The sequence below is a fragment of the Glycomyces arizonensis DSM 44726 genome (assembly GCF_000482705.1).
Lineage (GTDB): Bacteria > Actinomycetota > Actinomycetes > Mycobacteriales > Micromonosporaceae > Glycomyces > Glycomyces arizonensis.
The window spans coordinates 121,589-148,257 of record NZ_AXWO01000014.1 but is presented as its reverse complement, the minus strand read 5'-3'; the positions used below and the strand labels follow the sequence as shown (position 1 = coordinate 148,257).

General features: G+C 69.7%; 24 protein-coding genes, 1 rRNA gene and 1 pseudogene. 8 read left to right on the top strand and 18 right to left on the bottom strand.

All coding sequences use genetic code 11. From position 1 onward, the window contains the following. A 16S ribosomal RNA gene (locus H613_RS0111775) occupies nt 1-137 on the bottom strand; the annotation flags it as partial. Between the two features lie 652 nt (nt 138-789). Here H613_RS0111775 and H613_RS0111770 point away from each other — a divergent pair. Together H613_RS0111770 and H613_RS0111765 are read left to right on the top strand one after the other, a co-directional pair. Next, nucleotides 790-1,215 (top strand): OsmC family peroxiredoxin, encoded by a 426-nt coding sequence (locus tag H613_RS0111770; protein WP_026923954.1) that lies wholly within the window; start codon nt 790-792, stop codon nt 1,213-1,215. Nucleotides 1,216-1,491: 276 nt separating this feature from the next. After that, a complete protein-coding gene (locus H613_RS0111765; RefSeq protein ID WP_245598541.1) occupies nt 1,492-2,724 on the top strand; it encodes a KamA family radical SAM protein in 1,233 nt (410 codons plus the stop codon). Nucleotides 2,725-2,820: 96 nt separating this feature from the next. On the opposite strand, the gene H613_RS0111760 is transcribed toward H613_RS0111765, so the two are convergent. Continuing rightward, nucleotides 2,821-3,573 (bottom strand): NAD(P)H-dependent oxidoreductase, encoded by a 753-nt coding sequence (locus H613_RS0111760; protein ID WP_026923952.1) that lies wholly within the window; start codon nt 3,571-3,573, stop codon nt 2,821-2,823. A gap of 132 nt (nt 3,574-3,705) precedes the next feature. On the opposite strand from H613_RS0111760, the gene H613_RS26090 reads away from it, so the two are divergent. After that, nucleotides 3,706-4,560, top strand: coding sequence for a helix-turn-helix transcriptional regulator (locus H613_RS26090; protein ID WP_211234787.1), 855 nt, complete (start codon nt 3,706-3,708; stop codon nt 4,558-4,560). A 12-nt stretch (nt 4,561-4,572) separates the two neighbouring features. Here the strand turns inward: H613_RS26090 and H613_RS0111750 are convergent, their stop codons facing one another. Further along, nucleotides 4,573-5,439: an NAD(P)-dependent oxidoreductase gene (locus H613_RS0111750; protein ID WP_026923951.1), complete on the bottom strand. Its 867-nt coding sequence runs from the start codon at nt 5,437-5,439 to the stop codon at nt 4,573-4,575. A gap of 13 nt (nt 5,440-5,452) precedes the next feature. Continuing rightward, on the bottom strand, nt 5,453-6,325 hold the full coding sequence (locus H613_RS0111745; protein ID WP_026923950.1) for an NAD(P)-dependent oxidoreductase: 873 nt from the start codon (nt 6,323-6,325) through the stop codon (nt 5,453-5,455). Nucleotides 6,326-6,464: 139 nt separating this feature from the next. On the opposite strand from H613_RS0111745, the pseudogene H613_RS32360 reads away from it, so the two are divergent. Further along, nucleotides 6,465-6,803: pseudogene (locus tag H613_RS32360) on the top strand (winged helix-turn-helix transcriptional regulator); the annotation flags it as partial. 6 nt (nt 6,804-6,809) lie between these two features. Here H613_RS32360 and H613_RS26085 read toward each other — a convergent pair. The 4 genes from H613_RS26085 to metH all read right to left on the bottom strand — a co-directional run bounded on the left by H613_RS26085 (nt 6,810) and on the right by metH (nt 12,288). Next, a complete protein-coding gene (locus tag H613_RS26085) occupies nt 6,810-7,319 on the bottom strand; it encodes a DUF2087 domain-containing protein (protein ID WP_156925977.1) in 510 nt (169 codons plus the stop codon). 48 nt (nt 7,320-7,367) lie between these two features. Then, nucleotides 7,368-8,000 (bottom strand): HAD family hydrolase, encoded by a 633-nt coding sequence (locus H613_RS0111730; RefSeq protein WP_026923949.1) that lies wholly within the window; start codon nt 7,998-8,000, stop codon nt 7,368-7,370. 93 nt (nt 8,001-8,093) lie between these two features. Beyond that, on the bottom strand, nt 8,094-8,651 hold the full coding sequence (locus H613_RS0111725) for a thymidine kinase (RefSeq protein WP_035737763.1): 558 nt from the start codon (nt 8,649-8,651) through the stop codon (nt 8,094-8,096). Nucleotides 8,652-8,742: 91 nt separating this feature from the next. Then, nucleotides 8,743-12,288 carry a methionine synthase gene (gene metH / locus H613_RS0111720; protein WP_026923947.1) on the bottom strand — a complete coding sequence of 1,182 codons (3,546 nt, stop codon included), beginning with the start codon at nt 12,286-12,288 and terminating at the stop codon, nt 8,743-8,745. A gap of 240 nt (nt 12,289-12,528) precedes the next feature. Between metH and H613_RS0111715 the strand changes: the two genes are divergently transcribed. Further along, nucleotides 12,529-13,164: a pyridoxamine 5'-phosphate oxidase family protein gene (locus H613_RS0111715; RefSeq protein WP_026923946.1), complete on the top strand. Its 636-nt coding sequence runs from the start codon at nt 12,529-12,531 to the stop codon at nt 13,162-13,164. 32 nt (nt 13,165-13,196) lie between these two features. Continuing rightward, complete coding sequence (locus H613_RS32355) at nt 13,197-13,319, top strand: hypothetical protein (RefSeq protein WP_281171190.1); 123 nt, start codon at nt 13,197-13,199, stop codon at nt 13,317-13,319. Here H613_RS32355 and H613_RS0111705 read toward each other — a convergent pair. The 4 genes from H613_RS0111705 to uppP all read right to left on the bottom strand — a co-directional run bounded on the left by H613_RS0111705 (nt 13,316) and on the right by uppP (nt 18,108). Further along, on the bottom strand, nt 13,316-14,206 hold the full coding sequence (locus H613_RS0111705) for a phenylalanine 4-monooxygenase (RefSeq protein ID WP_026923945.1): 891 nt from the start codon (nt 14,204-14,206) through the stop codon (nt 13,316-13,318). The genes H613_RS32355 and H613_RS0111705 overlap by 4 nt on opposite strands. A gap of 71 nt (nt 14,207-14,277) precedes the next feature. After that, nucleotides 14,278-15,933: an enoyl-CoA hydratase-related protein gene (locus H613_RS0111700; protein WP_026923944.1), complete on the bottom strand. Its 1,656-nt coding sequence runs from the start codon at nt 15,931-15,933 to the stop codon at nt 14,278-14,280. Further along, nucleotides 15,930-17,249 (bottom strand): cysteine--1-D-myo-inosityl 2-amino-2-deoxy-alpha-D-glucopyranoside ligase, encoded by a 1,320-nt coding sequence (mshC, locus tag H613_RS26080; protein ID WP_084546560.1) that lies wholly within the window; start codon nt 17,247-17,249, stop codon nt 15,930-15,932. The genes H613_RS0111700 and mshC overlap by 4 nt, the downstream gene beginning before the upstream one ends. A gap of 40 nt (nt 17,250-17,289) precedes the next feature. Continuing rightward, nucleotides 17,290-18,108, bottom strand: a complete 819-nt coding sequence (uppP, locus tag H613_RS0111690) for an undecaprenyl-diphosphatase UppP (protein WP_026923943.1) — start codon at nt 18,106-18,108, stop codon at nt 17,290-17,292. A gap of 262 nt (nt 18,109-18,370) precedes the next feature. Here uppP and H613_RS0111685 point away from each other — a divergent pair, with 262 nt between their 5' ends. Further along, a complete protein-coding gene (locus H613_RS0111685) occupies nt 18,371-19,345 on the top strand; it encodes an aldo/keto reductase (protein WP_026923942.1) in 975 nt (324 codons plus the stop codon). Here the strand turns inward: H613_RS0111685 and H613_RS0111680 are convergent. After that, nucleotides 19,339-19,830, bottom strand: coding sequence for a VOC family protein (locus H613_RS0111680; RefSeq protein WP_026923941.1), 492 nt, complete (start codon nt 19,828-19,830; stop codon nt 19,339-19,341). The two genes, H613_RS0111685 and H613_RS0111680, sit on opposite strands and share 7 nt — an antisense overlap. Nucleotides 19,831-19,903: 73 nt before the next feature. Between H613_RS0111680 and H613_RS0111675 the strand changes: the two genes are divergently transcribed. Beyond that, on the top strand, nt 19,904-20,740 hold the full coding sequence (locus H613_RS0111675; RefSeq protein ID WP_026923940.1) for an AraC family transcriptional regulator: 837 nt from the start codon (nt 19,904-19,906) through the stop codon (nt 20,738-20,740). On the opposite strand, the gene abc-f is transcribed toward H613_RS0111675, so the two are convergent. The 5 genes from abc-f to H613_RS0111650 form a co-directional block, all read right to left on the bottom strand. Beyond that, nucleotides 20,724-22,346 carry a ribosomal protection-like ABC-F family protein gene (abc-f, locus tag H613_RS0111670; RefSeq protein WP_035737761.1) on the bottom strand — a complete coding sequence of 541 codons (1,623 nt, stop codon included), beginning with the start codon at nt 22,344-22,346 and terminating at the stop codon, nt 20,724-20,726. The genes H613_RS0111675 and abc-f overlap by 17 nt on opposite strands. Before the next feature lie 278 nt (nt 22,347-22,624). Then, on the bottom strand, nt 22,625-23,941 hold the full coding sequence (locus H613_RS0111665) for a M20/M25/M40 family metallo-hydrolase (protein WP_026923938.1): 1,317 nt from the start codon (nt 23,939-23,941) through the stop codon (nt 22,625-22,627). A 25-nt stretch (nt 23,942-23,966) separates the two neighbouring features. Continuing rightward, nucleotides 23,967-25,181: a cation:proton antiporter gene (locus tag H613_RS26075; RefSeq protein ID WP_035737758.1), complete on the bottom strand. Its 1,215-nt coding sequence runs from the start codon at nt 25,179-25,181 to the stop codon at nt 23,967-23,969. A 3-nt stretch (nt 25,182-25,184) separates the two neighbouring features. Then, nucleotides 25,185-25,670, bottom strand: a complete 486-nt coding sequence (locus H613_RS0111655; protein ID WP_026923937.1) for a cation:proton antiporter regulatory subunit — start codon at nt 25,668-25,670, stop codon at nt 25,185-25,187. 85 nt (nt 25,671-25,755) lie between these two features. Continuing rightward, nucleotides 25,756-26,646 carry a transglutaminase domain-containing protein gene (locus H613_RS0111650; RefSeq protein WP_051393265.1) on the bottom strand — a complete coding sequence of 297 codons (891 nt, stop codon included), beginning with the start codon at nt 26,644-26,646 and terminating at the stop codon, nt 25,756-25,758. Nucleotides 26,647-26,669 lie beyond the last annotated feature (23 nt).

Sequence of the window (26,669 nt, the reverse complement as noted above, 5' to 3'; positions counted from 1 at the left end):
AAGATGGGGGCAGGTTACCCACGTGTTACTCACCCGTTCGCCACTCGAGCACTCCCGAAGGAGCCTTTCCGTTCGACTTGCATGTGTGAAGCACGCCGCCAGCGTTCGTCCTGAGCCAGGATCAAACTCTCCAACCAAAACTTGAAACAAGTATGTGTCGAAGCATGCCCTGACCGATTATCCGGAACCACCGATCTCAGCAGACCAGCAGCCCCAAGGAAAAGACAGTCAAAAACAGTACCAACCAAACCACCCAGCACCTAGACCAAGCAATCCAGCCAGCCCGCACGCTGACCATCCAAACACCCTGTTGAGTTCTCAAACAACACGCCACAACCAAGCGATACTGAAATATTTTCAGATCAGCCTCAGCCGAAGCAACTTGACTACATTAGCAGTCGCAAACTGCACCGTCTAACACAGGGATGATGACCCTGCACACAGGCAGTCGAGCCTCTATATCGAGTCTCAGGTGATCCCCGCGCTTCGATCTACGGACCGCGCCAGCGCTCTCTCGAGCTTGTCGCGTGCCTCCGTAGTCTCCGGACCGGCCTTCTCGGCTGTTCCGTTCCCCCGCGGGCAGAGACAAATATACACGCCCCCGTGAGGGGCGAAACCAGGGGGTCCCTCTTTGGGTCAACCCTACCCCTGAACAGGGAAGACATCAAGACTTACGCCCAAATCCGCGGCCGTGCGACGAACCCCGCCGTCGGCGCGGACCGTCCGCCGGCGCTCGGTTGGGCTGTTAGCCTGCGAGCACCAACTACTCCGCACATCAGAGGAGAAGGCATGTCAGTCACTCGCAAAGCAAGCACCCGCTGGACCGGGGATCTCCAGAACGGCAGCGGTGTCACCAGCTTCGTCTCGTCCGGTCTGCCGGACACTTCGGTGACCTGGGCGGCTCGCGCGAACGAACCCGAGGGCAAGACGAGCCCCGAGGAGCTCATCGCGGCGGCCCACGCCTCCTGCTACTCCATGGCCCTCTCGGCCGGGCTGGGCAAGGCGGGCCACGCGCCTGAGGAGATCCTCACCGAGGCCAGCGTCGACTTCAAGCCGGGCACCGGCATCACGGGCATCACGCTCGCCGTTCACGCCACCGTGCCGGGGATCGGCTCCGACGAGTTCGCCGAGATCGCGGAGGCCACCAAGGACGGTTGCCCTGTGAGCCAAGCGCTCAAGGCGGTCCCGATCACGCTGGAAGCGACCCTGGGCTAGGGTCGATTTCAAGCCTTAGAGAAATTCATACTGATCGCACACTGTGCGCGAACGCACCAGGTGCACCATCCGTGATCGCAGCATCACGGGGTCGATCCCCGGGTGGGAACCAACCGGGGATCGACGTGGTGAAGGTGCGTTTCGCGCACGTATTCGTAAGTGTGCCCATCTGCCCAGCTGAAAAACTCACACGTAGAGGAGGTCGAGTGCGCCGTGACTACTCCTGAGAGCACCGGTCGGCGATTCCGCGCTTACACCATCCGTCACCTCGATGACTTGCTGAAGCGAGCGCCGCTGACGGAGGAGCAGAGACTCCGGACGAGAGCGGTGGCGTCGGTGCTGCCGTTCCGCACCAATGCCTACGTCGTCGATGAGCTCATCGACTGGGACAACGCGTTCGACGACCCGATGTTCCGGCTGGTCTTCCCGCAGGAGGACATGCTGCCCGCCGAGGACGTCGACCACATCGCGAAGCTGTTGAAGAACGACGCTCCCAAGCAGGAGGTCACGGCGGCGGCCAACGAGGTCCGCTACAAGTTGAACCCCCACCCCGCCGGTCAGATCCAGTTGAACATCCCCAAGTCCGGTGAGGAGACGATCCAGGGCCTCCAGCACAAGTACCGGGAGACGGTGCTGTTCTTCCCCCAGCAGGGGCAGACGTGCCACGCCTACTGCACCTACTGTTTCCGGTGGGCGCAGTTCGTCGGTATCGACGATCTGAAGATCGCGAACAACGACGTCGAGCAGCTGACCGGGTACGTGCGCCGCCACCCGGAGGTCACCAGCGTGCTGATGACCGGCGGCGACCCGATGATCATGGGCGAGGCGGTCCTGCGCCGGTACATCGAGCCGCTGCTGAGCATGGACCACGTCGAGTCGGTCCGGATCGGTTCGAAGGCGCTGGCCTACTGGCCGCAGCGGTTCGTGACCGACCCTGACGCGGACGACACGCTGCGCCTGTTCGAGGAGGTCGTGAAGTCGGGTCGGAACCTGGCGTTCATGGCGCACTTCTCGCACCACAAGGAGCTGGAGTCGGACCTGGTCCAGGAGGCGGTTCGCCGCATCGAGGCCACTGGGGCGGTCATCCGCACGCAGGCGCCGCTCATCCGCACGATCAACGACGACGCGGACCAGTGGGCGCAGATGTGGCGGACCCAGCACAAGCTGGGGATGATCCCGTACTACATGTTCATCGAGCGCGACACCGGTCCGCAGGACTACTTCTCGGTGCCGCTGGTGCGGGCCTGGGAGGTCTTCCGGGACGCGTTCAGCCAGGTGTCGGGACTGTGCCGGACGGTGCGCGGGCCGTCGATGTCGGCGACGCCCGGCAAGGTGGCCGTGGACGGCGTCGCCGAGATCAACGGCGAGAAGGTGTTCGCGCTGCGGATGCTCCAGGCGCGGAACCCTGAGATCGTCGGTCGTCCGTTCTTCGCCAAGTACGACGAGAACGCGGTCTGGGTCGACGATCTGAAGCCGGCGTTCGCCGACAAGTTCCCGTTCGAGCTCTGACCGGGGCTCGTTCGTCTTCCTGAAGTCGTCGCCCTTTTCCGGCAGGAGCGGGCTTCGCGGCCGGAGCGGCATGGTGCCGCTCCGGCTTTCGCGTGTTCAGGCGATGTGGAGGTCGAAGCCGGCGGTTTGGGGGCGTTCCAGGCCGGGCTTGAGGCGGCGGTGCTCGTCGTAGTCGCCGCTGTCCTGGGGTCGGAAGGCGATCGGTTCGGTGGTCGCGAGTGTGCGGAGGCGTTCGCGCAGGTGGGCGGCGGTTCGGGCGTAGCCCTCGCGGTCGAGGCGTCCCGCTCCGGTGACGGCGACGGGCGGCAGGACGTCCATGCCGGTGTAGAAGAGGATGCCGTGGTTGATCGGGAAGAGCAGGTGCTCGATGTCGCCGTTGACGCCTCGGTCGGACAGGTGGGATTCGGCGGCGCCTGTGGTGGTGACGATCATGGCGCGCTTGCCGGTGAGCCTGCCGTCGCCGTAGCGCTTCCAGGTGCGGTTGTCGCCGTAGCCGAAACCGTTGGTGAAGACCCGGTCGAACCAGCCTTTCATGATGGCGGGCATGGTGAACCACCACAGCGGGAATTGGAGGATCAGGGCGTCGGCGGCCAGGACCTTCTCCTGTTCGGCGGTGATGTCGGCGGTCTGCGTGCCGTTGGCGTGGGCTTCGCCCGCGGCGGCCATGAAGCCGTCGTTGTCGACGTCGCCGAAGTCGTCGTAGTCGGCGACAGCCTTCCATTTCATGGCGTAGAGGTCGCTGACAGTGGCGATGTGGCCGAGGGCTTCGAGTTCAGCGGTCATCTCCTCGCGCAGTGCGGCGTTGAGTGAAGTGGCGGACGGGTGGGCGTAAACGATGTGGATGTTCATCGGCACCATGCTGCGGGCGTTTCGGGGAGGCTGCCAGACACCTGTTCGACCTGGGGTTGTTCGATCATAGGACTGACGGTCCTAGGCATCGGGTCGTCGATGCGGTGATACTTGCGGGCGGAGGTGGTCCGCATGGATCCGGACGCGGCTGAGATTCACCGGCTCGAGGATGTGGCCGATCTGGGCAAGTTCCTGCAGGCGAGGCGGGCGCGCGTGAACCCGTCCGACGTGGGGCTGCGTGAGGATTCGCGGCGTCGCGTGCCGGGGCTGCGCAGGGAGGAGCTGGCGCTGCTGGCCGGGGTGAGCGTGGATTACTACACGCGTCTGGAGCAGGGGCGGGCGAAGCGGCCGTCCGATCAGGTGTTGGACGCGGTGGCGCGGGCGTTGCGGCTCGATGCGACCACGCGGGCGCATCTGCACCGGCTGGCGGGCTATACGCGGCTGGGGCCGGGGCATCCGTGCGCCGACATCCGGCCGGAGCTGCGGACGATGGTCCAGTCGGTCGGCGAGTTCCCGTCGATGCTGCAGAACCACCGGATGGACGTGCTGGTGTCGAACGAGATGGCTCGGGCGCTGTACGAGCCGCTCGGTTGGGACATGGAGCGGAATCCGAACATGGCGCGGCTGGTGTTCGACGAGGATTCGCGGCCGTTCTTCCCGACGTGGCCGGTGTGCGCGGCGGACACGGTGGCGCAGCTGCGGAAGGTCGCGGCGCTGTTCTCGGAGGACGAGGAGCTGGCGTCGTTGATCGGCGAGCTGTCGATGCGGCATCGGCACTTCGCCGAGCTGTGGGCGCGGGCCGAGGTGCGCGACTGCAACATCGGGACGGTCCGGTTCGATCACCCGATCGTGGGGGCGTTGACGCTGCACAAGGAGCAGTTCCGGGTGGCGGACGGGAGCGGCCAGCTGCTGGTGACTCTGTCGGCCTCGCCGGGGACGGACGATCACGACAAGCTGCGGCTGCTGAGGTCAGGCGGGGCGGCCTGACCTCAGCAGCGGCTATTCGATGGTCAGCAGTTCGATGATGCGGGGCCAGTCGTCGGCGCCGTGGCCGATGGCGGCGAGTTCGTCCAGGAGTTTCTTCTGCGGTTCGAGCAGGTCGGCGCTGATGCCCTGTTCGCGGCTGGCGGTGATGAGTGAGGCGGCTGCGGCTCTGGTGAAGTCGACGCTCTGGCCGCCGGTCCGGTAGCCGCCGCCGTCGACGATCGCCGCGAGTCCGTGCAGGCTCGGCAGCATGGCGCCGAGCCATGCGGTGGTCTCTTCGGCGGTGTCGGCCGCGCTCACTCCCACCGTTCGCATCATGGCCGCGGCCTGGATCAGTCCGGCGAACATGAGTTCCATGGCCGAGAGGAGGGCCATGTCCTTCAGTGCGGCCACGCCGGGGTCGGCGCCTTCGAATTCGGCGGTGCCGAGGGTCTTGAGGACGGATTCGGCGATGGCGTAGGCGTTCTCGTCGCCGGAGTAGAGGAGGCGCGAGCCCGGTCGGCCGATCATGTCGGGGACGGCCATGATCGCGCCGTCGAGGTAGGCGATGCCGTGTTCGGCGGCCCAGGCCGCGGTGGTGCGGGCCTCGTTCGGGGTGGTGGTCGTGAGGTTGACGACGACTTTGCCTTCGAGTTCGGCGGCGACGGGTTCGAGGCGTTCGTGGACGCTGGCGTGGTCGAGCAGGACGACGAAGATGATGTCGCCTGCGGTGACGGCTCCGGCGACGGTGTCGGCCGCGGTGGATCCGGCTTCGACGTGGGGTTCGGTCTTGGCGGCGGTGCGGTTCCAGACGGTGGTGGCGTAGCCGGATTCGCGGAGGCGGTCGGTGATGGCCGAGCCCATCGCGCCGAGGCCGAGGACGGTGATCTTGCCTTTGGTCATGGTGCGCTGCTTTCTATGCGGCGTCGCCGCGGACGATGCGGTAGACGGGCACGGGATGTCCGGCCTTCTCGGTGGCGTCGATGGCGCGCCGGTAGTAGTCCTGGGCGGTCTTGGTGAGTTCGGCGTCGACGCCGAGGGCTTCGCTGGTGTCGATGACGTGTTGGGCTCCGGCGTGCATCATTGCGAAGCTCGCCCGGTCGCCCCAGCCGCCTCGTTCGGCGAGTGCGGCGAAGGCGCGCATGAAGTCGCGGTAGCTGTTCGGGTGGTCGGTGGCGGCTGTGACGAAGCGGTCGAAGTCGGCGCCGGAGCGGTCGACGATGGCGAGCGCCTGCTGCCAGCCGATGAGGAAGGCGTGGAAGAGGGCGAGTTCGGCCTGGTAGAAGACCTGGGAGAGTCCTTGGTCGTCGCCGAGGTACTCCTGGCGGCCGAGTGGGCGGAGCAGCTCGGCTGTGGCGTCGAAGAGCTCCTTGGGGCCGCTGTAGTAGAGGTAGGCGTCGGGGTGGGTGAGGTCGTCGCCTTGGGACATGACGCCGCCGGAGAGGTAGTGGCCGCCGTGGTCGAGGACCCAGGCGGCGCCCTGGCGGGCGTGCTCCGGCGAGTCGGAGGAGAGGTTGACGACGGTGGTGCCTTCGAGTCGGTCGGGCGCCTGCCCGAGGACGTCGTACATGGCCGGGTAGTCGGTGAGGCTGAGGACGGCGGTCTCATTGGCATCGAGGGCTTCGGCGACGGTGCGGGCCTTGCGGGCGCCGAGTGCCGCCATGTCGTCGGCTTTGGCGGCGGTGCGGTTCCAGACGGTGACGTCGACATCGGCATCGAGGAAGGCTCTGACCATCGCCCGGCCCATGGGGCCGAGGCCGATCACGGTGACGGATTGCTTGGCAGTCATGTTGTTTCCCTTGGGAAGTGCTTGTTCTTGCTTCCTTGGACGGGATCCATGGTCGGTCGGCCCGAGTAGGCTTCGCAAGACCGCACTTTCGGGTGGGGTTGCTTACCGCGAGGTTCGGAATATGGTCGAGGGGAGCCCGGTGCGCGCCGTCAGTGACACAGATCAAGTCTGCGGGATGTCGATCGCGATCGACGTGGTCGGCGGCAAGTGGAAGATGCACCTGATGTGGGTGCTCGCCGAGGGGCCGGTGCGGTTCGGGCGGATCCGGCGGATGCTCACCGGGGTGAGCGAGAAGGTGCTCGCGGAGAATCTGCGGCAGTTGGAGGCGTCGGGGATCGTGCGCCGGGAGCTGTACGCGGAGGTGCCGCCGCGGGTGGAGTATTCGCTGACGCCGCTGGGCGAGGAGTTGAACGAGGCGCTGGCGCCGCTCGGTGCGTGGGGGGATCGGCACCGCGACGCGCTGGCCGCGCCGCGGTCCTGGAGCTTAGATCGGCGGGGCCTCGCGGCGGCGGTATTCGCGTCCGCCCGCGGTGCGTTCGAGGAAGAGTTCGTCGATGAGGTCGCGGCGCAGTTGGAGCGGGTCGTCGTATTGGGTGGCGAGGGCGTCGGTGATCTCGCGTTCGGTGTAGACGCGGTCGAACTCGAACAGGCGCCCGGCGAGATCGCGCAGGAGGGCGACGCGGGTGGCGCGGCGGGTGGGCCGGACGGCGATGCGGCCTTCGGAGTAGAAGTCGGCGAGGTTCGGCGCGACGTCGGCGGGGGCGTCGGGGTTGGCCTTGCGGGCGGCCGCGGCGGCGGTCTGGAACGCCTTCGGTTCGGCGTGGAGCCGGTTGTCCTCGCGGGTGACCAGGCCGGATCGGAGGAGTCGCGGGATCGTTCGTTCTTCCAGGTCGGCGGGGTCGGCTCCGGCGTCGCCGGCGAGGACGATCTGGGCGAAGGCCCGCAGGCGCGCGGGGTCGGCGAGGGCCTTGACGATGGCGTGGCTGGGTTCCATCTGAACCAGGTTGGTGCCCGCCGTCTCGCGGGTCAAGGCGTTTTCGGGTCAGCCGAGGCCGCGGAGATAGTCGAGGTCGATGCCGTCGAGGGTCTTGAGGGTGCGGACTTCGACCGAGGGCGGGAGCGGGACTTCACTGGGGATCGCGATGGTGACCGCGCCGGCTACCAAGGCGGAGGTGACGCCCGTGAGGGAGTCCTCCAGGACGACGGTGCGGGTGATGTCGACGCCGAGCTTCTCGGCGGCGGTGCGGTAGGGCTCGGGGTCGGGCTTCTTGTGCTCGACTTCGTCGCCGCAGACGACGAGGTCGAAGTTGCCGGGGTCGAGGTGGCTGAGCAGCAGGTCGGTCAGTTCCCGGGGGGTGGAGGTGACCAGCGCGGTGGGCACGCCCGCGGCGTTCACTTCGAGCAGGAGTTCGCGGGCGCCGGGCTTGCAGGGGACGCCTGCGGCGAACAGCTCGCGCATGCGGGTGCGCAGCCACGCCTGGTGCTCGTCGGCCGCTTCGAGGGGGAGGCCGAGGCTTTCGAGGAGGATGACGACCGTGGCGGCCTCGTTGGTGCCGATCATGCTGGCGCGGGTTTCGGGTTCGAGCGTGCCGCCGAGCTCGATGGCGAGCTCTTCCAGCGCCACGTCCCAGAGCGGCTCGGAGTCGAGGAGGGTGCCGTCCATGTCGAAGAGCACGGCTTGCGGGAAGTCATTCACGCCTTAGACGGTACGGCGGTGGCGTGTGGGACCGGCGGGATCGGCGCGCGGTCGCGAGCGGGCTCACAAGCCTCAGGCGAGTCCGGCCCGGTGGTGGCGGCGGCACAGGACGGTGTATGAGTCCATGTCGCCGACTTCGACGAGGTCGCCCGCGAAGACCATGACGCCGTCGCGGAGGCGGGCGTTGTGGGTGCCGCGGTCGCCGCACCAGCAGTTGACGCGCACGGGGAGCTCTTCGACGCGGTCGGCGAGTTCGATGAGGCGCTGGGAGGCGGGGAAGAGCCGTCCGAGGAAGTCGGTCTTGAGGCCGAAGGCGTAGACGTCGAGGCCGAGGCCGTCGACGGCGTCGGCGAGGTGGTTGATCTGCTTGGGCGCGGTGAGGAACTGGACTTCGTCGACGACGACGTAGGGCGGGCGGAGTTCGGCGAGGTCGTCGTAGAGGTCGAGGTCGGCGGTGATCTCCTTGGCCTTGTGCTCCAGTCCGATGCGGCTGGAGATGACGCCTTCGCCGCTGCGGTCCATCGTGGTGTAGAGGATGCCGTCCCCGCCGAGGGAGTGGTGGTACTGGAGGGCGAGTGTGGACTTTCCGGCGTCCATGACGCCGAGGAAGGCGACGAGTTCGTGCGACATGGGGACCATGGTGCCCGGTGGCGTCTCGGCGGGCGCTTGGGGCTCGCCGCGCGGTGCCCGGCGCCCCATCGGCGCCGGGCCTGCGCGGTCGTTACTTGGCGTTGAAGTAGCTGGCTTCCGGGTGGTGGAGGACGATCGCGTCGGTGGACTGCTCGGGGTGGAGCTGGTCGCCTTCGGACAGTTCGACGCCGATGCGGTCGGCGCCGAGCAGTTCGACGAGCGTGGCGCGGTCGGACAGCTCGGGGCAGGCCGGGTAGCCGAAGGAGTAGCGGCAGCCGCGGAAGTCGACGTCGAGGATGCCTCCCAGGTCGTCGGGGTCGGCGTCGGCGACGGTGGCGCCGCCGGGCAGGGCCCATTCGCGCCTGATGCGCCGGTGCCAGTATTCGGCGAGCGACTCGGTGAGCTGGACGGTGAGCCCGTGGACTTCGAGGTAGTCGCGGTAGGCGTTGGCCTCGAACAGCTGCTTGGTGTACTCGGAGACCTTGGAGCCCAGGGTGACCACCTGCATGCCGAGGACGTCGAGCCGTTCGCCGTCCTTGGCGCGGAAGAAGTCGGCCAGGCACAGGCGGCGGCCCTGGCGCTGCCTGGGGAAGGTGAAGCGGGCGCGTTCGGCGTGCGCGTTCTCGTCGAGGACGACCAGGGTGTTGCCCTCGGAGTAGCACGGCAGGTAGCCGTAGGCGACCTTGGCTTCGAGGACGTTGTCGGTCTGGAGGCGGTCGAGCCAGTGGCGCAGGCGCGGCCGTCCTTCGGTCTCGACGAGCTCTTCGTAGGAGGGACCGTCGCCGCGCGTGGGCTTGAGGCCCCATTGGCCGAGGAACGTGGCGCGCTCGTCGAGCATCGCGGCGTATTCGGCCAGGGCGATGCCCTTGACCACGCGGGTGCCGAAGAACGGCGGCCTGGGCACGTCGACGTCGGTGGCGACGTCGCTGCGCACCGAGGTGTCGTCGAGGTCGGGGAGCGACTCGGCGACGAGCGTGGCCTGCTTGGCGCGGCGCTCGCGCCGTTTGGCGATCTTCGCCTCGCGCTCGGGGTCGGTGATCGGCACGCCGGTGCGGCGGGCGGTCATGACGCGGTCCATGAGCGAGAGGCCCTCGAAGGCGTCGCGGGCGTAGTGGACCTGGCCGTCCTCGAACATCTCGCGCAGGTCGTCCTCGACGTAGGCGCGGGTGAGGGCGGCGCCGCCGAGGAGGACGGGCCAGCGGCTGTGGAGGCCGCGGGCCATCATCTCGGCGAGGTTGTCCTTCATGATGACCGTGGACTTGACGAGCAGGCCGCTCATGCCGATGACGTCGGCGCCGTGCGTCTCGGCGGCGTCGAGGATGGCGTTGATGGGCTGCTTGATGCCGAGGTTGACGACGGTGTAGCCGTTGTTGGACAGGATGATGTCGACGAGGTTCTTGCCGATGTCGTGGACGTCGCCGCGGACGGTGGCCAGGACGATGGTGCCCTTGTCGGTGGCGTCGGCCTTGTCCATGTGGGGTTCGAGGTGGGCGACGGCGAACTTCATGGCCTCGGCGGACTGGAGGACGAACGGCAGCTGCATCTGCCCCGCGCCGAAGCGGTCGCCGACGACCTTCATGCCCTCGAGGAGGTGGTCGTTGATGATCTCCAGCGGCCGCTTGCCCTCGGCGAGGGCGGCGTCGAGGTCGGTGTCGAGGCCGTTCTTGTCGCCGTCGATGATGCGCTGGGCGAGGCGCTCGCCGAGCGGGAGCGCGGCGAGCGCCTCGGCGCGGGCCTCCTTGGATCCGGCGAGGCTGACGCCGTCGAAGATCTCGATGAGCCTCTGGAGCGGATCGTAGTCGTCGGTGCGCCGGTCGTAGACCATGTCGAGGGCGACCTGCTTCTGCTCCTCGGGGATGGAGGCCATCGGCAGGATCTTGGAGGCGTGGACGATGGCGCTGGTCAGGCCCGCTTCGACGCATTCGTGGAGGAACACGGAGTTGAGGACCTGGCGGGCGGCCGGGTTGAGGCCGAAGGAGATGTTGGAGACGCCGAGAGTGAAGTTGACGCCGGGGTGGCGGCGGGCGATCTCGCGGATGGCGGCGATGGTCTCCAGGCCGTCGCGGCGGGTCTCCTCCTGGCCGGTGGAGATGGGGAAGGTGAGGGCGTCGACGAAGATGTCCTCGATCCTCATGCCCCAGGTGCCGGTGAGGTCGGCGATGAGGCGCTCGGCGACGCGGACCTTCCAGTCGCGGTCGCGGGCCTGGCCGTCCTCGTCGATGCACAGGGCGACCACGCCGGCGCCGTGCTCGGCCACGAGCGGCATGATGCGCTGGTAGCGGGAGTTCGGGCCGTCGCCGTCCTCGAAGTTGACGGAGTTGACGACGCATTTGCCGCCGAGGGCCTCCAGACCCGCCTCGACCACGTTCGGCTCGGTGGAGTCGAGCATGATCGGCAGGGTGGAGGCGGTGGCGAAGCGGGAGGCGAGGACGCGCATGTCCTCGGCGCCGTCGCGGCCGACGTAGTCGATGCACAAATCGAGCATGTGGGAGCCGCCGCGGGTCTGCTCGCGGGCGATCTCGACGCAGCGGTCGTAGTCGGCGTCGAGCATGGCGTTGCGGAAGGCCTTCGAGCCGTTGGCGTTGGTGCGCTCGCCCACGTTGATGATCGAGGCGTCCTGGCGGTAGGGCATGTGGTGGTAGGAGGAGGAGACGCCCGGTTCGATGACGGGGGTGCGCTCCTTGGGGGCGAGGAGGCGCTCGGGGGCGCCGGTGCCGTCGGAGGCGCTGAGGCGGGCGCGGACGGCGCGGATGTGGTCGGGGGTGGTGCCGCAGCAGCCGCCGACGAGGTTCACGCCGTAGTTCTTGACGAAGTCCTCGTGGGCGTCGGCGAGCTCGTCGGGGGTGAGGGGGTAGACCGCGCCGTTCGGGCCGAGGACGGGCAGGCCGGCGTTGGGCATGACCGAGATGGGGACGGGCGAGTGGCGCGAGAGGTGGCGGATGTGCTCGCTCATCTCGTCGGGGCCGGTGGCGCAGTTGAGGCCGATGAGGTCGACGCCGAGGGCGGTGAGGCTGGTGAGCGCGGCGCCGATCTCGCCGCCGACGAGCATGGTGCCGGTGGTCTCGACGGTGACCTGGGCGATGATCGGGGTGTTCGTGCCGAGGTCGGCGTTGGCGCGTTTGGCGCCGATGACGGCGGCCTTGGCCTGGAGGAGGTCCTGGGCGGTCTCGATGAGGATGGCGTCGGCGCCGCCTTCGATGAGCCCGGAGGCGCACTCGCGGTAGTGGTCGCGCAGGATCGCGTAGGGGGCGTGGCCGAGGGTGGGCAGGCGGGTGCCGCCGCCCATGGAGCCGAGGACGAAGCGGGGCCACTCGGGGGTGGCGTGCTCGTCGGCCTTCTGTCGGGCTAGGGCGGCGGCGGCGCGGGCGAGCTCGCGGGCGCGCTCGGTGATGCCGTATTCGATCAGGCCGCCGTAGTTGGCGTTGAAGCTGTTGGTCCCGACGCAGTCGGCGCCCGCGGCGAGGTAGGCGTCGTGGATGGCGAGGACGATGTCGGGCCTGGTCAGGCACAGGATGTCGGAGAGGCCCTCGTGGCCGTCGAAGTCCTCGAGCGGGGGGTCGAAGGTCTGCAGCATGGTGCCCATGCCCCCGTCGGCGATCACGACGCGGCGGCTGAGGGTCTCGAGGAAGCTGTTCAGTGCAGACACGTCCTCAAGGGTAATGGGGTGTGCCGGGAGGTGGGAGGGGGGTTTCACCACGTGGACATGGTGTCGTTCACGGCTGGCGCGGACGGTCCGCGCCGCGGCCGGGCGGCTGCGGAGACCCGAGCGGGACGGTGCCGCTGCGCCTGGCGGGCCACGTGGTGGGAATGATCACGGGCGTGGTGGGACTCGGGAGTAACATCGGGGCGGAAGCCCCCGGATCGCGAAGGGATGCAGATGGACGCCGTCGATACTCGTTTGTGGACTGAAGTGACCGATCCGGAGCGGCTGCGGGAGATCGTGGGAGAGGTCAATCCCCAGGCGGCCAAGAAGGAGCGCCCCAAGCTCCACCAGCGGGACCGCGAGTGGCTCGCCGTCTCGCCGTACTGCGTGGTCGCGACCTCGGACGCCGAGGGCAACTGCGACGCCTCGCCGAAGGGCGACCCCGGCGGGATCGTCCACGTGCTGGACGACACCACGGTCGCCGTCCCCGAGCGCAAGGGCAACAAGCGCGTCGACGGCTACCGCAACGTCCTGTCCAATCCGCACGTCGGGCTGCTCTCGCTCCTGCCGGGGCGCCGGGAGACGCTGCGGATCAACGGGCGCGCCCGCGTGGTGTCGGACGCGCCGTTCTTCGAGGACATGGTCGTCAAGGGCCACAAGCCGATCCTGGCGCTCGTGGTGGAGATCGAGACGATCTTCTTCCACTGCGGCAAGTCGTCCATGCGCTCGGGGATCTGGAAGCCCGAGACATGGACGCCCGACGTGCTGCCGTCCCACGCGCAGATGGTCAAGGAGACGCAGACGGTCGACAAGACGCTCGAGGAGCTCACCGCGTACTACGGCGAGGTCTACGAGAAGCAGCTGTACTGAGCGGTGCCCGTGCGCCCGATACGATCGGGCGCATGGAAGCCCTCACAGTCACCCTGTTCTACCTCTTCATCGGCGCCTTTGTCCTCTATTGGATCGTTCGACTGGCGGTACGCCACGCGATCGAGGACGCCGACAAGCGGCGTCACTACCGCTAAGGCACCGCCTCGACCTTGATCCGCTCGATCGCGTCGTCGTCGCAGGTGGCCCAGAACTCCCCCACGACGTCCTCGAGCTGGTCCATCGACCCGGCGTCGAACAGTTTGTCCTGGTATTGGGTGATGTCGTAGTCGATCGTGCCCATGGTGGCCAGATCGAGCGGCATGATCGTCATGCCCCTGAACTCGTCGATCTCGCCGTAGGAGGACATGATGCCCGCGCCGTAGGCCTTGAGGCCGTCCGGCTCGCTCATGACGCCGAATTCGAGGGTGAACCAGAAGACGCGGGAGACGAACTCGAGCGCGTCCTCGGAGTGGACGCGGCGGGCCGCGTCCCCGGCCGCGCGGTAGAGCGCGGCGAAGCGGGGCGAGGCCAGCGCGTTGGCGTGGCCGATGACCTCGTGGACGACGTCCGGTTCGGGCGTGTAGAACGGCACCGAGTGGTGCCTGATGTACTGCGTTGCGTAGAACTTGCCCTCGCCGAGCACGCCGTAGAAGTCCCTGAGGGGCACCAGTCCGGCGGCGGGCCGGTAGCTGAACCCGGTGAGCGGCTCCAGGGCCTCGGAGACCTCGGCGAGCTGCGGGATGTGGTCGCCCGGCAGCGCGAGGCGCTCGGTGCCCTCCAGGTACTCGCGTGCGGCCAGTTCGCGGTGTTTGACGGCCAGTTCCGCACTGACCAGCCGCCACACTTCGTGTTCGTCATCGGTGTAGGAAGCCGTCGGTACCGGTTCCCCGGGCTCCCAGTCCAATGCGAGTGCCGCGAGGGCGTTGCGCCGCTCGCGGTATTCGGCGTCGGCGAATCCCGGGTGGTTCTCACCCAGTTCCACGACGACCGTGCCGTCTGCGTCGGTGTTGACCGGCGCGAAATACTGTCCTTCTTCGAACATAGTGCCAGTGGATCAGGTCTGGACCGGCCTGTCAACGCGTTCGCCGATGCCGCCGGAGCGGCATCGGCGGCCTATGCGAAGCGGAGTTTCGCGGGTGTGGCGACGGGGGCGGTTTTGCGCAGGAACGCGCGCCGCATGCCCTCGAAGCCGTGGCGGTCGTCGAAGAGGTCGCGGGCCATCTCGGCCAGCTCGATCGTGCGGTAGTACGACAGCGGCCTGGACTCGGCGCGGCGCCGCTCCTTGGCGGCGTGCAGGCGTCCGCGGCTGACCGGCTCGTTGTAGCCGACGGCGACGGCGCTCAGCCAGTGCCCGAACGAGGACCACTCGCGGGGGCCGACGGCCTCGATCAGGCCGATGCGGGCGGCCTGGGCGGCCGAGATCGGGAGCTTGTCGCCGAGGAGGGAGGCGGCTCGGTCGGGTCCGACGCGGCCGGCCACCGTCCAGGTGTGCAGCTCGGAGCCGAAGATGCCCATGTCGTAGTACGGGTTGAGGACGACGCCGTCGCGGGCGACGGTGACATCGGCGCACAGACCGGCCATGACGCCGCCGGCGCCGGCGTTGGCGCTGAAGGCGGCCATGGTGAGCTGGTCGGCCGCGGCGACGGCGGTGCACAGCTCGTCGATGGCGCGGATGTTGGCCCACGCCTCGGCGGCGGGGTCGGGGGCGGCGTCGATGACGCCGAGGTGGATGCCGTTGGAGAAGGCGTGCTCGGTGCCGGTGAGGACGAGGAGCCGGGTGTCCTCGGTGAGGGCCTTCTCGACGGCGGCGGTCAGGCGGCGGCACTGCTCGGTGTGCATGGCGCCGTTGTAGGAGCGGATGGTGAGGTAGCCGATGTCGCCTTCGCGGCGGTAGGCGGACTCGGCGGCCGCGTCGGGGACGGGCAGGAACGGCGCGCGGGAGGCGTCGATGACCATCGAGGCGGGGAGCTTGGGGCCTCGCTTGGTGGTGAATTCGGCGGCGTAGCCGACCCAGAGGGTGCCCTGGCCGCAGGCGATGGCGACCGATTCGAGGTTGCGTCCGACGACGGTGCCGGGGGCGGCGCCGTGCTGGTCGGGGACGGCGGTCGCGTCGAACAGGCAGTAGCTCTTGCCGCCGAGGTCGGCGGGTGCGCCGGGGGCGCCGTCGGCGGCGGCGACGCGGCGGGCGACCTCGTCGGCGCCGGCGCGCCAGTCGATCTCGAAGGCCTTGCGGCGCAGCAGCGGCAGCTCGGTGGTGCCGCGGACGACCCGCGGCACTTCGGCGGGCGGCAGGGGCTGCTCGCCGTCGGCGACCTTGCGGACGGTCCGGGCGACGCATTCCATGGCCGCGTCGGCGACGAGGCTGTTGTAGAGGGCGCTCTTGGTGACTGCCCGCGGAAGGTCGAAGGTGGAGGTGGCCCAGACGGGCCCGGCGTCCATCTCCTCGACCGCGGAGAGGGCGGTGACGCCCCAGCGGTCGCGCCGATCGAGGATGGCGTGGTCCAGTGAGGACGGCCCGCGGTCGCCCACCGGTCCGGGGTGGATGATGACGGTGGTCCACCGCTGCCACACCTCGTCGGGGACCCGGTGCTTCAGGAAGGGGCACAGGATCAGGTCGGGGTCGGTCCGCTCGACGGCGCGGGTCAGCGATTCGGGGCCGTCGAACGCGGGGGCGAGTTCGACGCCGACGTCATGTCCCTGTTCGCGCAGGGAACACCAGACTCGCTGGGTCAGCCCGTTGAAAGCCGAGACCAGCAGCAGGATCTTCAATTGCGACTCCTCTGGCGGCGTGGGGAGTCGGCTACGCTCTGTTGGAGCGTACCGAGACTCGACATATCGCACAATAAGCGTGAGCAGTCTATTCCGAGCAATCCTTCGATCGTGTCGCGGGCCAGGGCGGGCGCGGACGGGTCGTCGCCACCAGCGGAAAGGGTCTCCGAGGCCCATGCGTCGACCACGGCGAGCGCCCCGGCGGCGTCGAGGTCGTCGGCCAGGCGGCCCCGGACGGCGGTGAGCATGGCACCGGCCGGGACGGCGAGCTCGCGCGAGCAGGCCTCCCGCCAGCGGCCGAGGCGCAGTTCGGCCTCGGCGAGCCCGGCGCGGGTCCACTGGCGGTCGGCGCGGTAGTGCCCGGCCAGCAGCGCCAGGCGCACGGCGGCGGGGTCGACGCCCTCGGCACGGAGCTTGGAGACGAACACGAGGTTGCCCAGGGACTTCGACATCTTCTCGCCGTCGAGGCCGATCATGCCGGTGTGGACGTAGGCGCGCGCGAAGGGCCGGTCGCCGGTGAGCGACTCGGCGTGGGCGGCCGACATCTCGTGGTGGGGGAAGATCAGGTCCGAGCCGCCGCCCTGGACGTCGATGGTGGTGCCGAGGTGTTCGAGGGCGATGCAGGCGCATTCGATGTGCCAGCCGGGGCGGCCGGGGCCGACGGCCGAGTCCCACGAGGGCTCGCCCTCGCGCGGGGCGTTCCACAGGATCGGGTCGAGCGGGTCGCGCTTGCCCTCGCGGTCGGGGTCGCCGCCCCGTTCGCGGAAGTAGCCGAGCATGGTCTCGCGGTCGTAGTTCGACTCCTCGCCGAACGCGGGGGCCGCGGCGACGGAGTAGTAGACGTCGCCCGAGTCGTGCCGGTACGCGCCGCCCGATTCGAGGAGCTCGGCGACGGCCTTGCCGACCAGCGGGATCGTCTCGACGGCGCCGATGTAGTGGCGCGGCGGGATGACGCTCAGCGACTCCATGTCCTCGCGGTAGAGCGCGGTCTCCCGCAGGCCGAGGACCTGCCAGTCGGTGCCGTCGCGCTCGGCGCGCTCGAACAGCGGCTCGTCGACGTCGGTGACGTTCTGGGCGTAGTCGACTTCGAGGCCCTGGTCGCGCCAGTAGCGGTTCACCAGGTCGAAGGTGATCATCGTGGCCGCGTGGCCCAGGTGCGTCGCGTCGTAGGGTGTGATGCCGCACACGTACATGGTGGCGCGCTCGGCGCCGGGCCGCACCGCCTCGCGCGGCTCGCCGGTGGCGGTGTCGTGCAGGCGCAGGGCGGGCCCGCGTCCGGGCAGGGCGGGGACGTCGGGTGCGGTCCAAGATTCCATAGCCGCGATCGTAGTTCGCGCTCGGCCGGGCGGCCAGCGGTCAGGCCGGGACGAGGCCCGCCGCGACGATGGCGATGATGATCAGTCCGAAGGCGATGCGGTACCACACGAACGGCATGAAGGTGTGGGTGGTTATGAACTTCATCAGCCAGGCGGTCACGACGTAGGCGACGCCGGCGGAGACGATGACGCCGGTGATGAGCGAGGCGAGCGGCAGGTCGCCGCCGACGGCGTCCTTCATCTCCAGGAGGCTGGCGCCGACCAGGGCGGGGATGCCGAGGAAGAACGAGAAGCGGGTGGCGGTGGTGCGGTCGAGGTCGCGCAGCATCCCGGCGGTCATGGTCGCTCCGGCGCGGGAGACGCCGGGGAACAGCGAGATCACCTGGATACCGCCGACGAAGAGGGCGTCCTTCATGTTGATGTGGGCCTCGCTGCGCTGGTGGGTGGCGGCGCGCTCGCCGAACCACATGACGAAGGACCACGCGATCGCGCCGATGCCGACCGCGTAGAGGTTGAACACGGCATCGATGTAGTCCTCGATGAGCAGCCCGGCGACGGCGATCGGGATCGAGCCGACGATGACGTACCAGCCGAAGCGGTACTCCCGGCCGCGCCGCTCGCGGTTGAACACCCCGATGGTCCAGCCCTTGGCGATGCCGACGATGTCCTTGAGGAAGTAGACCAGGATCGCCAGGATCGCCCCGCCCTGGATGACCGCGTTGAAGGCGATGATCTCCTCGGCGGCGGGGTCGAGCCCGATGAAGGCCGAGAAGACCGTCAGGTGGCCGGTGGACGAGATCGGGAGGAACTCGGTGATGCCCTCGACGATGCCGAGGATGATCGCTTGCCAGATGTCCAACTCGGGTTCCCTTCAGATTTCAACGTCCGACAGCGTAGCCGCCCCGGGCTCGGGGGCCGCATCTGACGCCGGGGCGCGCGGTGCATCAGTGAGGCTATTGGCCGCAGCGCCAGGGGGCCTCGGTCGCCCGGCCGGAACGCGGGTCCTTCCGCGGGAGGAGCGGCGCCGGGCGGCTCGGCCGGACGGCCGAGGGCGGACACGATCGGGTTGCGAGGGAAAGCGCGTGGATATCCGAGACTTGCTCGATGTACCTTGTGTGACCATGGAACGCCGACCACTTGGACGCAGCGGCATCGAGGTCTCCTCCCTCGGGCTTGGCACGATGACGTGGACCACCGACGAGGTCGGGCTGGAGGACGCCGCCGCGCAGCTCCAGACGTTCGTCGAGGCCGGCGGGACCCTCGTCGACACCGCCGACGTGTTCGGGCAGGGCGCGGCCGAGGCCGCGATCGGCCAGCTCATCGGGAAGGTCGTGGCGCGGTCGGAGATCCACATCGCCACGAAGGCGGGGGTGCGCACCGACGGCTCGGACCGCAAGCGCGACACCTCGCGAGGGTGGCTCATGCGCTGCCTGGAGCACTCGCTGCGCCGCCTGGGCACCGACTACATCGACCTGTGGCTGCTGCACGTCTACGACCCGGACACGCCGGTGGAGGAGACGATGGCGGCCCTCGACATGGCCGTCAGCAGCGGCAAGGTCCGCTATGTGGGAGTGTCCAATCACACTGGTTGGCAGACGGCGCGGGGGTGCGCGTGGCAGTCGGCCTGGCCGGGGCGGACGCCGATCGTCGCCTCGGAGGTCGAGTACTCGCTGCTCCAGCGGGGGGTCGAGCGGGAGGTGCTGCCGGCGTGCCTGGCGATGGAGCTGGGCCTCTTGGCGTGGTCGCCGCTGGGCAGGGGCGTGCTGACCGGCAAGTACCGGTTCGGGCGGCCCTCGGACTCGCGGGCGGCCTCGGCGCAGTGGTCGCGGTTCGCGACGACCTATCTGGACGAGCGGTCGGCGGGCATCGTCGAAGCGGTCGCCACCGCCGCCGAGGGGCTGGGGGTCAGCCCCTTGGAGGTGGCGCTGGCGTGGGTGCGGGACCAGCCGGGCGTCGCCTCGGCGATCGTGGGCGCCCGCAACGCTACGCAGCTGCGGGCGTCCCTGGCCGCGGAGCAGCTGTTCCTGCCCCCGGAGATCAGGCTGGCCCTCGACGACGTCTCGGCGCCGACGGTGGGCTACCCGGAGAGTTACTGACCTTCGCCGGAGCCCATGGAGGCGATCCACTCGTCGACGCGGCGCTCGCCTTCCTCGCGGGAGACGTCCTCGACGCGGGTCATGATCGACCAGCGGCGGCCGAACGGGTCGGCGATCGAGGCGTAGCGGTCCCCGGTGAGGAACACCGAGGGCTCCTCGCGGACGGTCGCGCCGGCCTCGACGGCCTTGGCGTAGACCGCGTCGCAGTCCTCGACGTACAGGACGAGGCTGGCGGTGATCTGCTCGGGATCCGGCGAGGCCAGGCCGAACGCCGGGTTGGCGTCGCCGAGCTGGACGATCGAGTCCCCGATCTGGAGCTCGCAGTGCATGACCGAGCCGTCGGGGCCGTCGTTGCGCGTGAGGACCTTCGCGTCGAAGACGTTCTTGTAGAACTCGACGGCCTTGGCGCCCTCGTTGACGACGATGAACGGCGTGATCGAGTGGTATCCCTCGGGGATCGGATTGACTTTGTTGTTCTCGCTCATGGGACCAGTCTCGCCGCGCGGCGCCGTCGGCGCTTGTAAAAAAGCGACGTACCCCCGGCCTAGCATCGGGGACGTGGAACGACGCACCGCCAGCGACAAGGGCCTGCTGCGGCCGCAGGAGGCCGCCCGGCACATCGACCTGCGCAGATACCCGGTCGAGGGCCCGTTGGGAACGTACGTGGAGCGGTACTGGTCGGTGCATTGGGACCTGCCCGCGGGGGCCTCGTACGAGTCGGTGATCATCCCCCATCCGAGCGTCAACCTCAGTTTCATGCCGGGGCTGGGCGCGGAGGTGCACGGGCCGGGCACGGCGCTCTCCCGGCATCCGCTGACGGGGGCCGGGCGGGTCTTCGGGGTGAAGTTCCGGCCCGGCGGGTTCGCGGCCTTCACCGGCGAGGAGACCGCAGCCCTCCCCGACTGGACGATCGGCGCGGCCGCCCTGTACGGCCCCGAGGTCGAGGAGCTGAACGCGATCGCCATGAGCGGGGGCGACCGTGACGCGGTCCGCCTCGTCTCTGCCTTCCTGGCCGAGCGGCTGCCCGAGCGGCCCGCTCCGCGCTACGAGCGGTTGCTGCGGATCGTCTCGGCGATGCTGGAGGACCGCTCGATCACCCGCGTCGACCAGGCTGCCGCGCGGTTCGCCATGTCGCCGAAGAGCGTCCAGCGGCTGTTCCAGTCCTATATCGGGCTGGGGCCGAAGTGGCTGATCCGCCGCTACCGGATCCACGACGCGGCCGACCGGCTGGCCGCCGATCCGGCGGTCGATCTCGCCCGGCTCGCCGTCGAGCTGGGCTGGTCCGACCAGGCGCATTTCACGCACGACTTCAAGGACCTGATCGGCTCGCCCCCGGCCGAGTACGCGGAGCAGTGCGCATCGGCCGGGCGCGAGCTGGTCATGGCGACCCGATGAGTGCTCCGGCGTCCATCTCCAGGCGACGCCCGGTGAAGGACTCGCGCAGGCGCCGGTCGTGACTGACCAGGACCACCGTGCCGGTGTAGGAGGCCAGGGCCTCCTGGAGCTGCTCGGCGAGCACCGGCGAGAGGTGGTTGGTCGGCTCGTCGAGCAGCAGCACGTCCACCGGCCTCGAAACGAGGCGGGCCAGTTCGAGGCGGCGACGCTGGCCGACCGAGAGGGCGGCCACGGGCCTGCCGAACCGCTCGGGCTCGAACAGGCCGAGGCGGTACAGCGCCTCGGCGTGCTCTTCGAGCGTGCCGACGCGGCCTTCGGCGAATGCCCGCAGCACCGACTGGCGGTCCGTGCCGGGCTCCGAGCGCTGGCGCAGGTGGCCGACCGCGCCGCTGCGCGCCACGGTGCCCTCGTCCGGTTCGAGCTCACCGGCGATGAGGCGCAGGAGCGTGGTCTTGCCCGCGCCGTTGGGGCCGGTGATGAGGACGCGCTCGCCGTGCTCGACGACCAGTTCGGGCAGGCGAAGCCGGTCGCCGACGCGGACGCTGGACAGCTCGATGGCGGGCTGTGCGGCGTCGGCGCCGGTGGTGGCGATGTCGGTGGCGAACCGCATCGGTTCGGGCGGTGGCGGCACCGGTTCGGCGCGCAGCCGTTCGAGTCGCTGCTTGGCCATCTTGATGCGGCTGCCGGCCCCATGCGTGCGGCTGCGGGCCCGAAACGACCCGGTGCCCATGTTCGCCATCGGCAGCTTGCGCGGGATCGCGTTCAGGTTGCCGACGTTGGCGTCCACGATGCCCTGCTGGCGGTCGACCTCGGCGGTCCAGCGCTCGTACGCCTCCTGCGCCTGCCGCCGCTCGAGTGCCTTCGCGGCGAGGTAGCCGCCGTAGCCGTCGCCGTAGCGGCGGACCTTGCGGTCGGCGACCTCGATCATGGTGGTGGTGACGGCATCGAGGAACGCCCGGTCGTGGGTGACGGCCACGACGGTGCCCGGGTAGGTGCGCAGCTGGTCTTCGAGCCAGGCGACGGCCTCGGCGTCGAGGTCGTTGGACGGCTCGTCGAGCAGCAGCAGCGCCGGTCGCGACGCGAGGGTCGCGGCCAGCATCAGGCGTGAGCGCTCGCCGCCCGAGAGCGTCCCGAGCGGGCGGTCCCGGTCGAGCCCGGGCAGCCCGAGGGCCGCGCAGGCGCGGTCGACGCGCAGGTCGGCGTCCCAGCCCTCGCGGGCCTCGAAGCGGGCGAGCAGCCCGGCGTACGCCTCGGCGGCGTCCTCACCGGCGGCGAGGGCGCGTTCGCTCTGGCGCATGTCGGCCTCGATGGCCCGCAGGTCCGCCAGGGCGAGGTCGATCGCGTCGGCGGCGGTCTGCTCGTCGGGCAGGTCGAGGCGCTGCGGCAGGTAGCCGATGCCGTCCGGCGAGCGGACGGTGAGCTCGCCGTTGTCGGGCTCCTCGACCTCGGCGAGGAGTCGCAGCAGCGTGGACTTGCCCGAGCCGTTGTCGCCGACGACGCCGATCTTCTCCCCCGGTTTGACGGTGAAGGAGACCCGGTCGAGGACGAGGTTGTCGCCGTAGCGCTTAGTGATTTCTGCAATGGACAGTTGAGTGCGGTGGAGCAAGGCGCCTCCAGGCAGCAGCCGGTCACGGTGTGGGGACGGGAGAAGCGGCGCGCACGCGGAAGCACGGTCATGAAGAGACAGGAGACTGTGGCGCGCGGTGCCGCATGGGTTCACGGAGCGGTGCTCGACGCGATGCCCTGTAGGCCGCTAAATGAAGTAAAGCCACATGCCTAAGAGGCTAAGGGATGCTGCGGGGTCCTGTCCAGAGGGCGAGTGCGGCGGGGGTGGTGAGCATGCTCACCACCCCCGCCGAGGTCAGTCGTTCAGCTCTGCGAGAGTCAGCACTGCGAAAGGAAACGGTGCATGACGGTGACGCCGAACTGGAGGCCCTCGATCGGGACGCGCTCGTCGATGCCGTGGAAGAGCGCGGTGAAGTCCAGGTCGGCGGGGAGCTTCAGCGGCGCGAAGCCGAAGCAGCGGATCCCGATCGACGCGAAGGCCTTCGCGTCGGTGCCGCCCGAGAGCATGTACGGGACGGTCCTGGCGCCCGGGTCGGACAGGCGGATCGCCTCGGCCATCGCGTCGACCAGCGGGCCGTCGAAGGAGGTCTCGATACCGGCCTGGCGGATCTCGTAGTCGAAGTCGATGCCCTCGCCCGCCAGCTCGCGCAGCTTCGCCTCGAGCTCGTCGTTGCGGCCCGGCAGCGACCGGCAGTCGAGGACGGCCTCGGCCGAGGACGGGATGACGTTGGTCTTGTAGCCGGCGTTCAGGCGGGTCGGGTTCGCGGTGTTGCGCAGCGTCGCGCCCACCAGGCGCGCGACCGGGCCGAGCTTCGCGACCGTCTCGTCCGGGTTGTTCGGGTCGAACTCGACGCCGGTCAGCTCGGAGACCGATTCGAGGAACTGGCGCACCGTCGGCGTCATCTCGACCGGGAAGTCGTGCTGGCCGATGTTGGCGACGGCCCTGCTCAGGCGCGTGACGGCGTTGTCGTCGTGGAGCATCGAGCCGTGGCCGGGGCGCCCGGCGGCGCGCAGGCGCAGCCAGTCCAGGCCCTTCTCGGCGGTCTGGACAACGTAGACGCGCAGGTCGTTCTCGAGCGTCATGGAGAAGCCGCCGACCTCGCCGATCGCCTCGGTGACCCCGTCGAACACCTCTGGGTGCTCCTCGACCATGAAGCGGGCGCCGTGGTCGGAACCGGCCTCCTCGTCGGCGGTGAACAGCAGGACCAGGTCGCGCGGCGGGACCTTCCCCGCGCGGCGCCAGCCGCGGACGACGGCCAGGAGCATCGCGTCGAAGTCCTTCATGTCGACCGCGCCGCGGCCCCACAGGTAGCCGCCTGAGATCTCGCCGCCGAAGGGGTCGACGCTCCACTCGTCGGCCTCGGCGGGGACGACGTCGAGGTGGCCGTGCAGCAGCAGGGCCCCGCGGTTCGGGTCGGCGCCCGGGTAGCGGGCGGCGACGGAGGCGCGGCCGGGCAGGGACTCGTAGATCTTCGGTTCGAGGCCCACCTCGGCGAGCTTCTCGGCGACGTACTCGGCGGCGGCGCGCTCCCCTTTTGAGGTCGCGTGGTCGCCGGTGTTGGTGGTGTCGATGCGGATGAGATCGCGGGCGATCTCGACGACCTCATCGGCGGGACGGGACGGGTTCTCGGTCATCCTAGTTTTCTATCAGACGGGGGCCTCACGCCGCGCGGCTCGCCTCCGCCGCCTCGGCGGCGGCCTTGATCTTGCGGGCGCGGATCCGGCGGCGCCGCTTCGCCGCGATCGGGTCGGCCAGGCGCGGCGCGATCGGGCCGAGCGCGGCCATGATGAGCACGTAGGCCGCGGCCAGCGTGCCCAGCTCCGGGTCCAGGCCCGCCGAGACGCCGAGGCCCGCGATGACGATGGAGAACTCCCCGCGCGGCAGCAGCACCAGGCCGGCGCGCAAGCGCCCGGTGAAGGACGAGCCACCCTGCCTTGCCGCCCACCAGCCGGTGGCGAACTTCGTGGCGATCGTCACCACCGCCAGGACGACGGCGATCACGAGCACCGGCGGCAGGTCCTGCGGGTCGGTCTGGAGCCCGAAGTTGACGAAGAAGACCGCCGAGAAGAGGTTCTTCAACGGGTCGAGGACGCGTTCGGCCTGGTGCGAGACCTCGCCCGCCAGCGCCATGCCGACGAAGAAGGCGCCGACCGCGGCCGAGACGTGGACCTGCTCGGCAAGACCGGCGACGACCAGGATGATGCCCAGGACCTTGAGCATGAGGATCTCGTCGCTCGGGGAGGCCAGGAAGCGCGAGAGCAGGCTGCCGCCGCGGGAGGCGACGAAGAACGCCGCGCCCACCGCGAGCAGGGCCAGCGCGAGGCCCCAGGCGGCTTGGGCGAAGGCGAGGCCGGCCAGGATCGTGGTGACGATCGGCAGGTAGAGGGCCATGACGAGGTCCTCGGCCACCAGGAGCGAGAGCACGGTCGGGGTCTCGCGGTTGCCGAGCCAGCCCAGGTCGGACAGGACCTTGGCGATGATGCCCGAGGAGGAGACGTAGGTGACGCCGCCGAAGACGACCGCGGCGAGCGGGCCCCAGCCGAGCAGCAGCGCGCAGGCCGCGCCGGGGGCGAAGTTCAGGACCAGGTCGACGATCGCGCCCTTCCAGGAGGTGCGCATGGTGCCGGTGAGTTCGCGGGGGGTGTATTCGAGGCCGAGGGCGAACAGGAGCAGGACGATGCCGACCTCGGCGCCGATGTCGAGGAAGTTCTGGACGGCGTTGAGGTCGTGCAGGCCGCCGTCGCCGAACGCGAGTCCGGCGAGCAGGTAGAGGGGGATCGCGGAGATGGCGAATTTGCCCGCCAGGGCTCCGAGGATGCCGAGCGCGCCGATGACCAGGCCGAGTTGGAGGAATACTTCGACGAGATGGTCCATACGCTACTCGAGCCCGCGCAGAATGCGCTCGACCTTCTCGACCGACTCCTCCGTGCCTATGGTGACCAGCCGGTCGCCGACGTGCAGGGTCGCCGAGGGAGGGGGGCCGGTCTCGACGCCGGAGTCGCGGACGACGGCGACGATCGAGGCGCCGGTGCGGGTGCGGGCGCGGGTGTCGCCCAGGGGCCGCTCGGCGTAGGGGCTGGTGGCGTCGACCAGCAGTTGGCGGGAGACGAGGTTCTCGATCTCGTGGTGCAGCCGGTTGAGCTTCTCGACGATGCGGGCGCCGCCGAGCAGTTCGCCGACCGCGACCGACTCGTCGGCGTCGAGGACGACGCATTCGAGGGCGGTGTCGAGGTCGTCGGGGTCGTAGAGGATGAAGTCCCTGCGGCCCTCTCGGTGGGCGACGATGCCGAGGTGCACGCCGCGCTTGGTCTCGAACTCAAACCGGACACCGATGCCGGGCAGCTCGGTGCGTTCCACGTCCACGATCGGTCACTCCTTCGTTGTCACGTACGCAGGGAACCGTATCTCACCGCGGCATGCCCACCCGCCGAGATGGCCGGGCCGCCGCTCATGCGGGCGTGATAACCGGTTCGCGGGCCTGGCGCAGGAAGTTGAAGACCTGGTCGGGCACGCGGAGGCGGTCGTCGCGGCCGTGGCGATCGCGGACGTCGGCGGCGGTGTCGGGGTCGGCGGTGATCGCGGCGAGCTCGTCGAACAGCTCCAGCAGTTCGTTCCCGATGGTCTCGTCCGGGGCCGGCATGGCGCCCCACACGTCCCAGGGCAGCAGCTCCGTCCCGGCGAGTGCGGCGATGTCGCGGATGAGGTTGCCGGCGATCCACCACGGGCCCGACTTGCCCTCGTCCAGGAGGCCGCATCGGTCGGGATCGATTGCACCGGCGCGGTAGCGCCGCCACGCCTCGCCCGCGACGACGAACTGGTCGCGGGTGAGGTCGAGCGGGTCGATGGCGACGGGCAGCCCGGGCGTGATGACCTCGTCCATCTGGGCGTCGCAGAGGACCCACCGGTCGGTCGCGGCGTCCCAGCGTTCGACCACCCAGTGGTCGATGTACCAGTCGGGTTGGAAGTAGGTGCCGAAGCCGCAGCGGGCGCGGGCGGGGGTGCCGTGGGCGCGCAGGGCGGCGACGGCGATCAGTGTGAAGTGGCGGCAGCTGCCGCCGAGTCGCTCACCCGGCTCCCGCCGCTCGTTCAGGGACCGGCCGCCCGCGAGGAGGCGGCCGACGATGTGCTCGGCCGACCGCAGGTGGGCGGTGTCGGTGTACTCGGGCACGCGTTCGAGACCGTACTGCTCCCGGCAGTAGTCGTGCATCAGCAGGCCCTGCACGGCCGCGAACAGTTCGGGGAGGGCGGCGGGCAGCGCCTTCAGGGCGGCCCGGTGGGGTCCGCCCGCGGTGAGCGGGCCGGGTTCGATGCAGTGGGCGAAAGTGTCCTCAGTGGCCATGGCCGGCTCCCTTCGATCGGTGC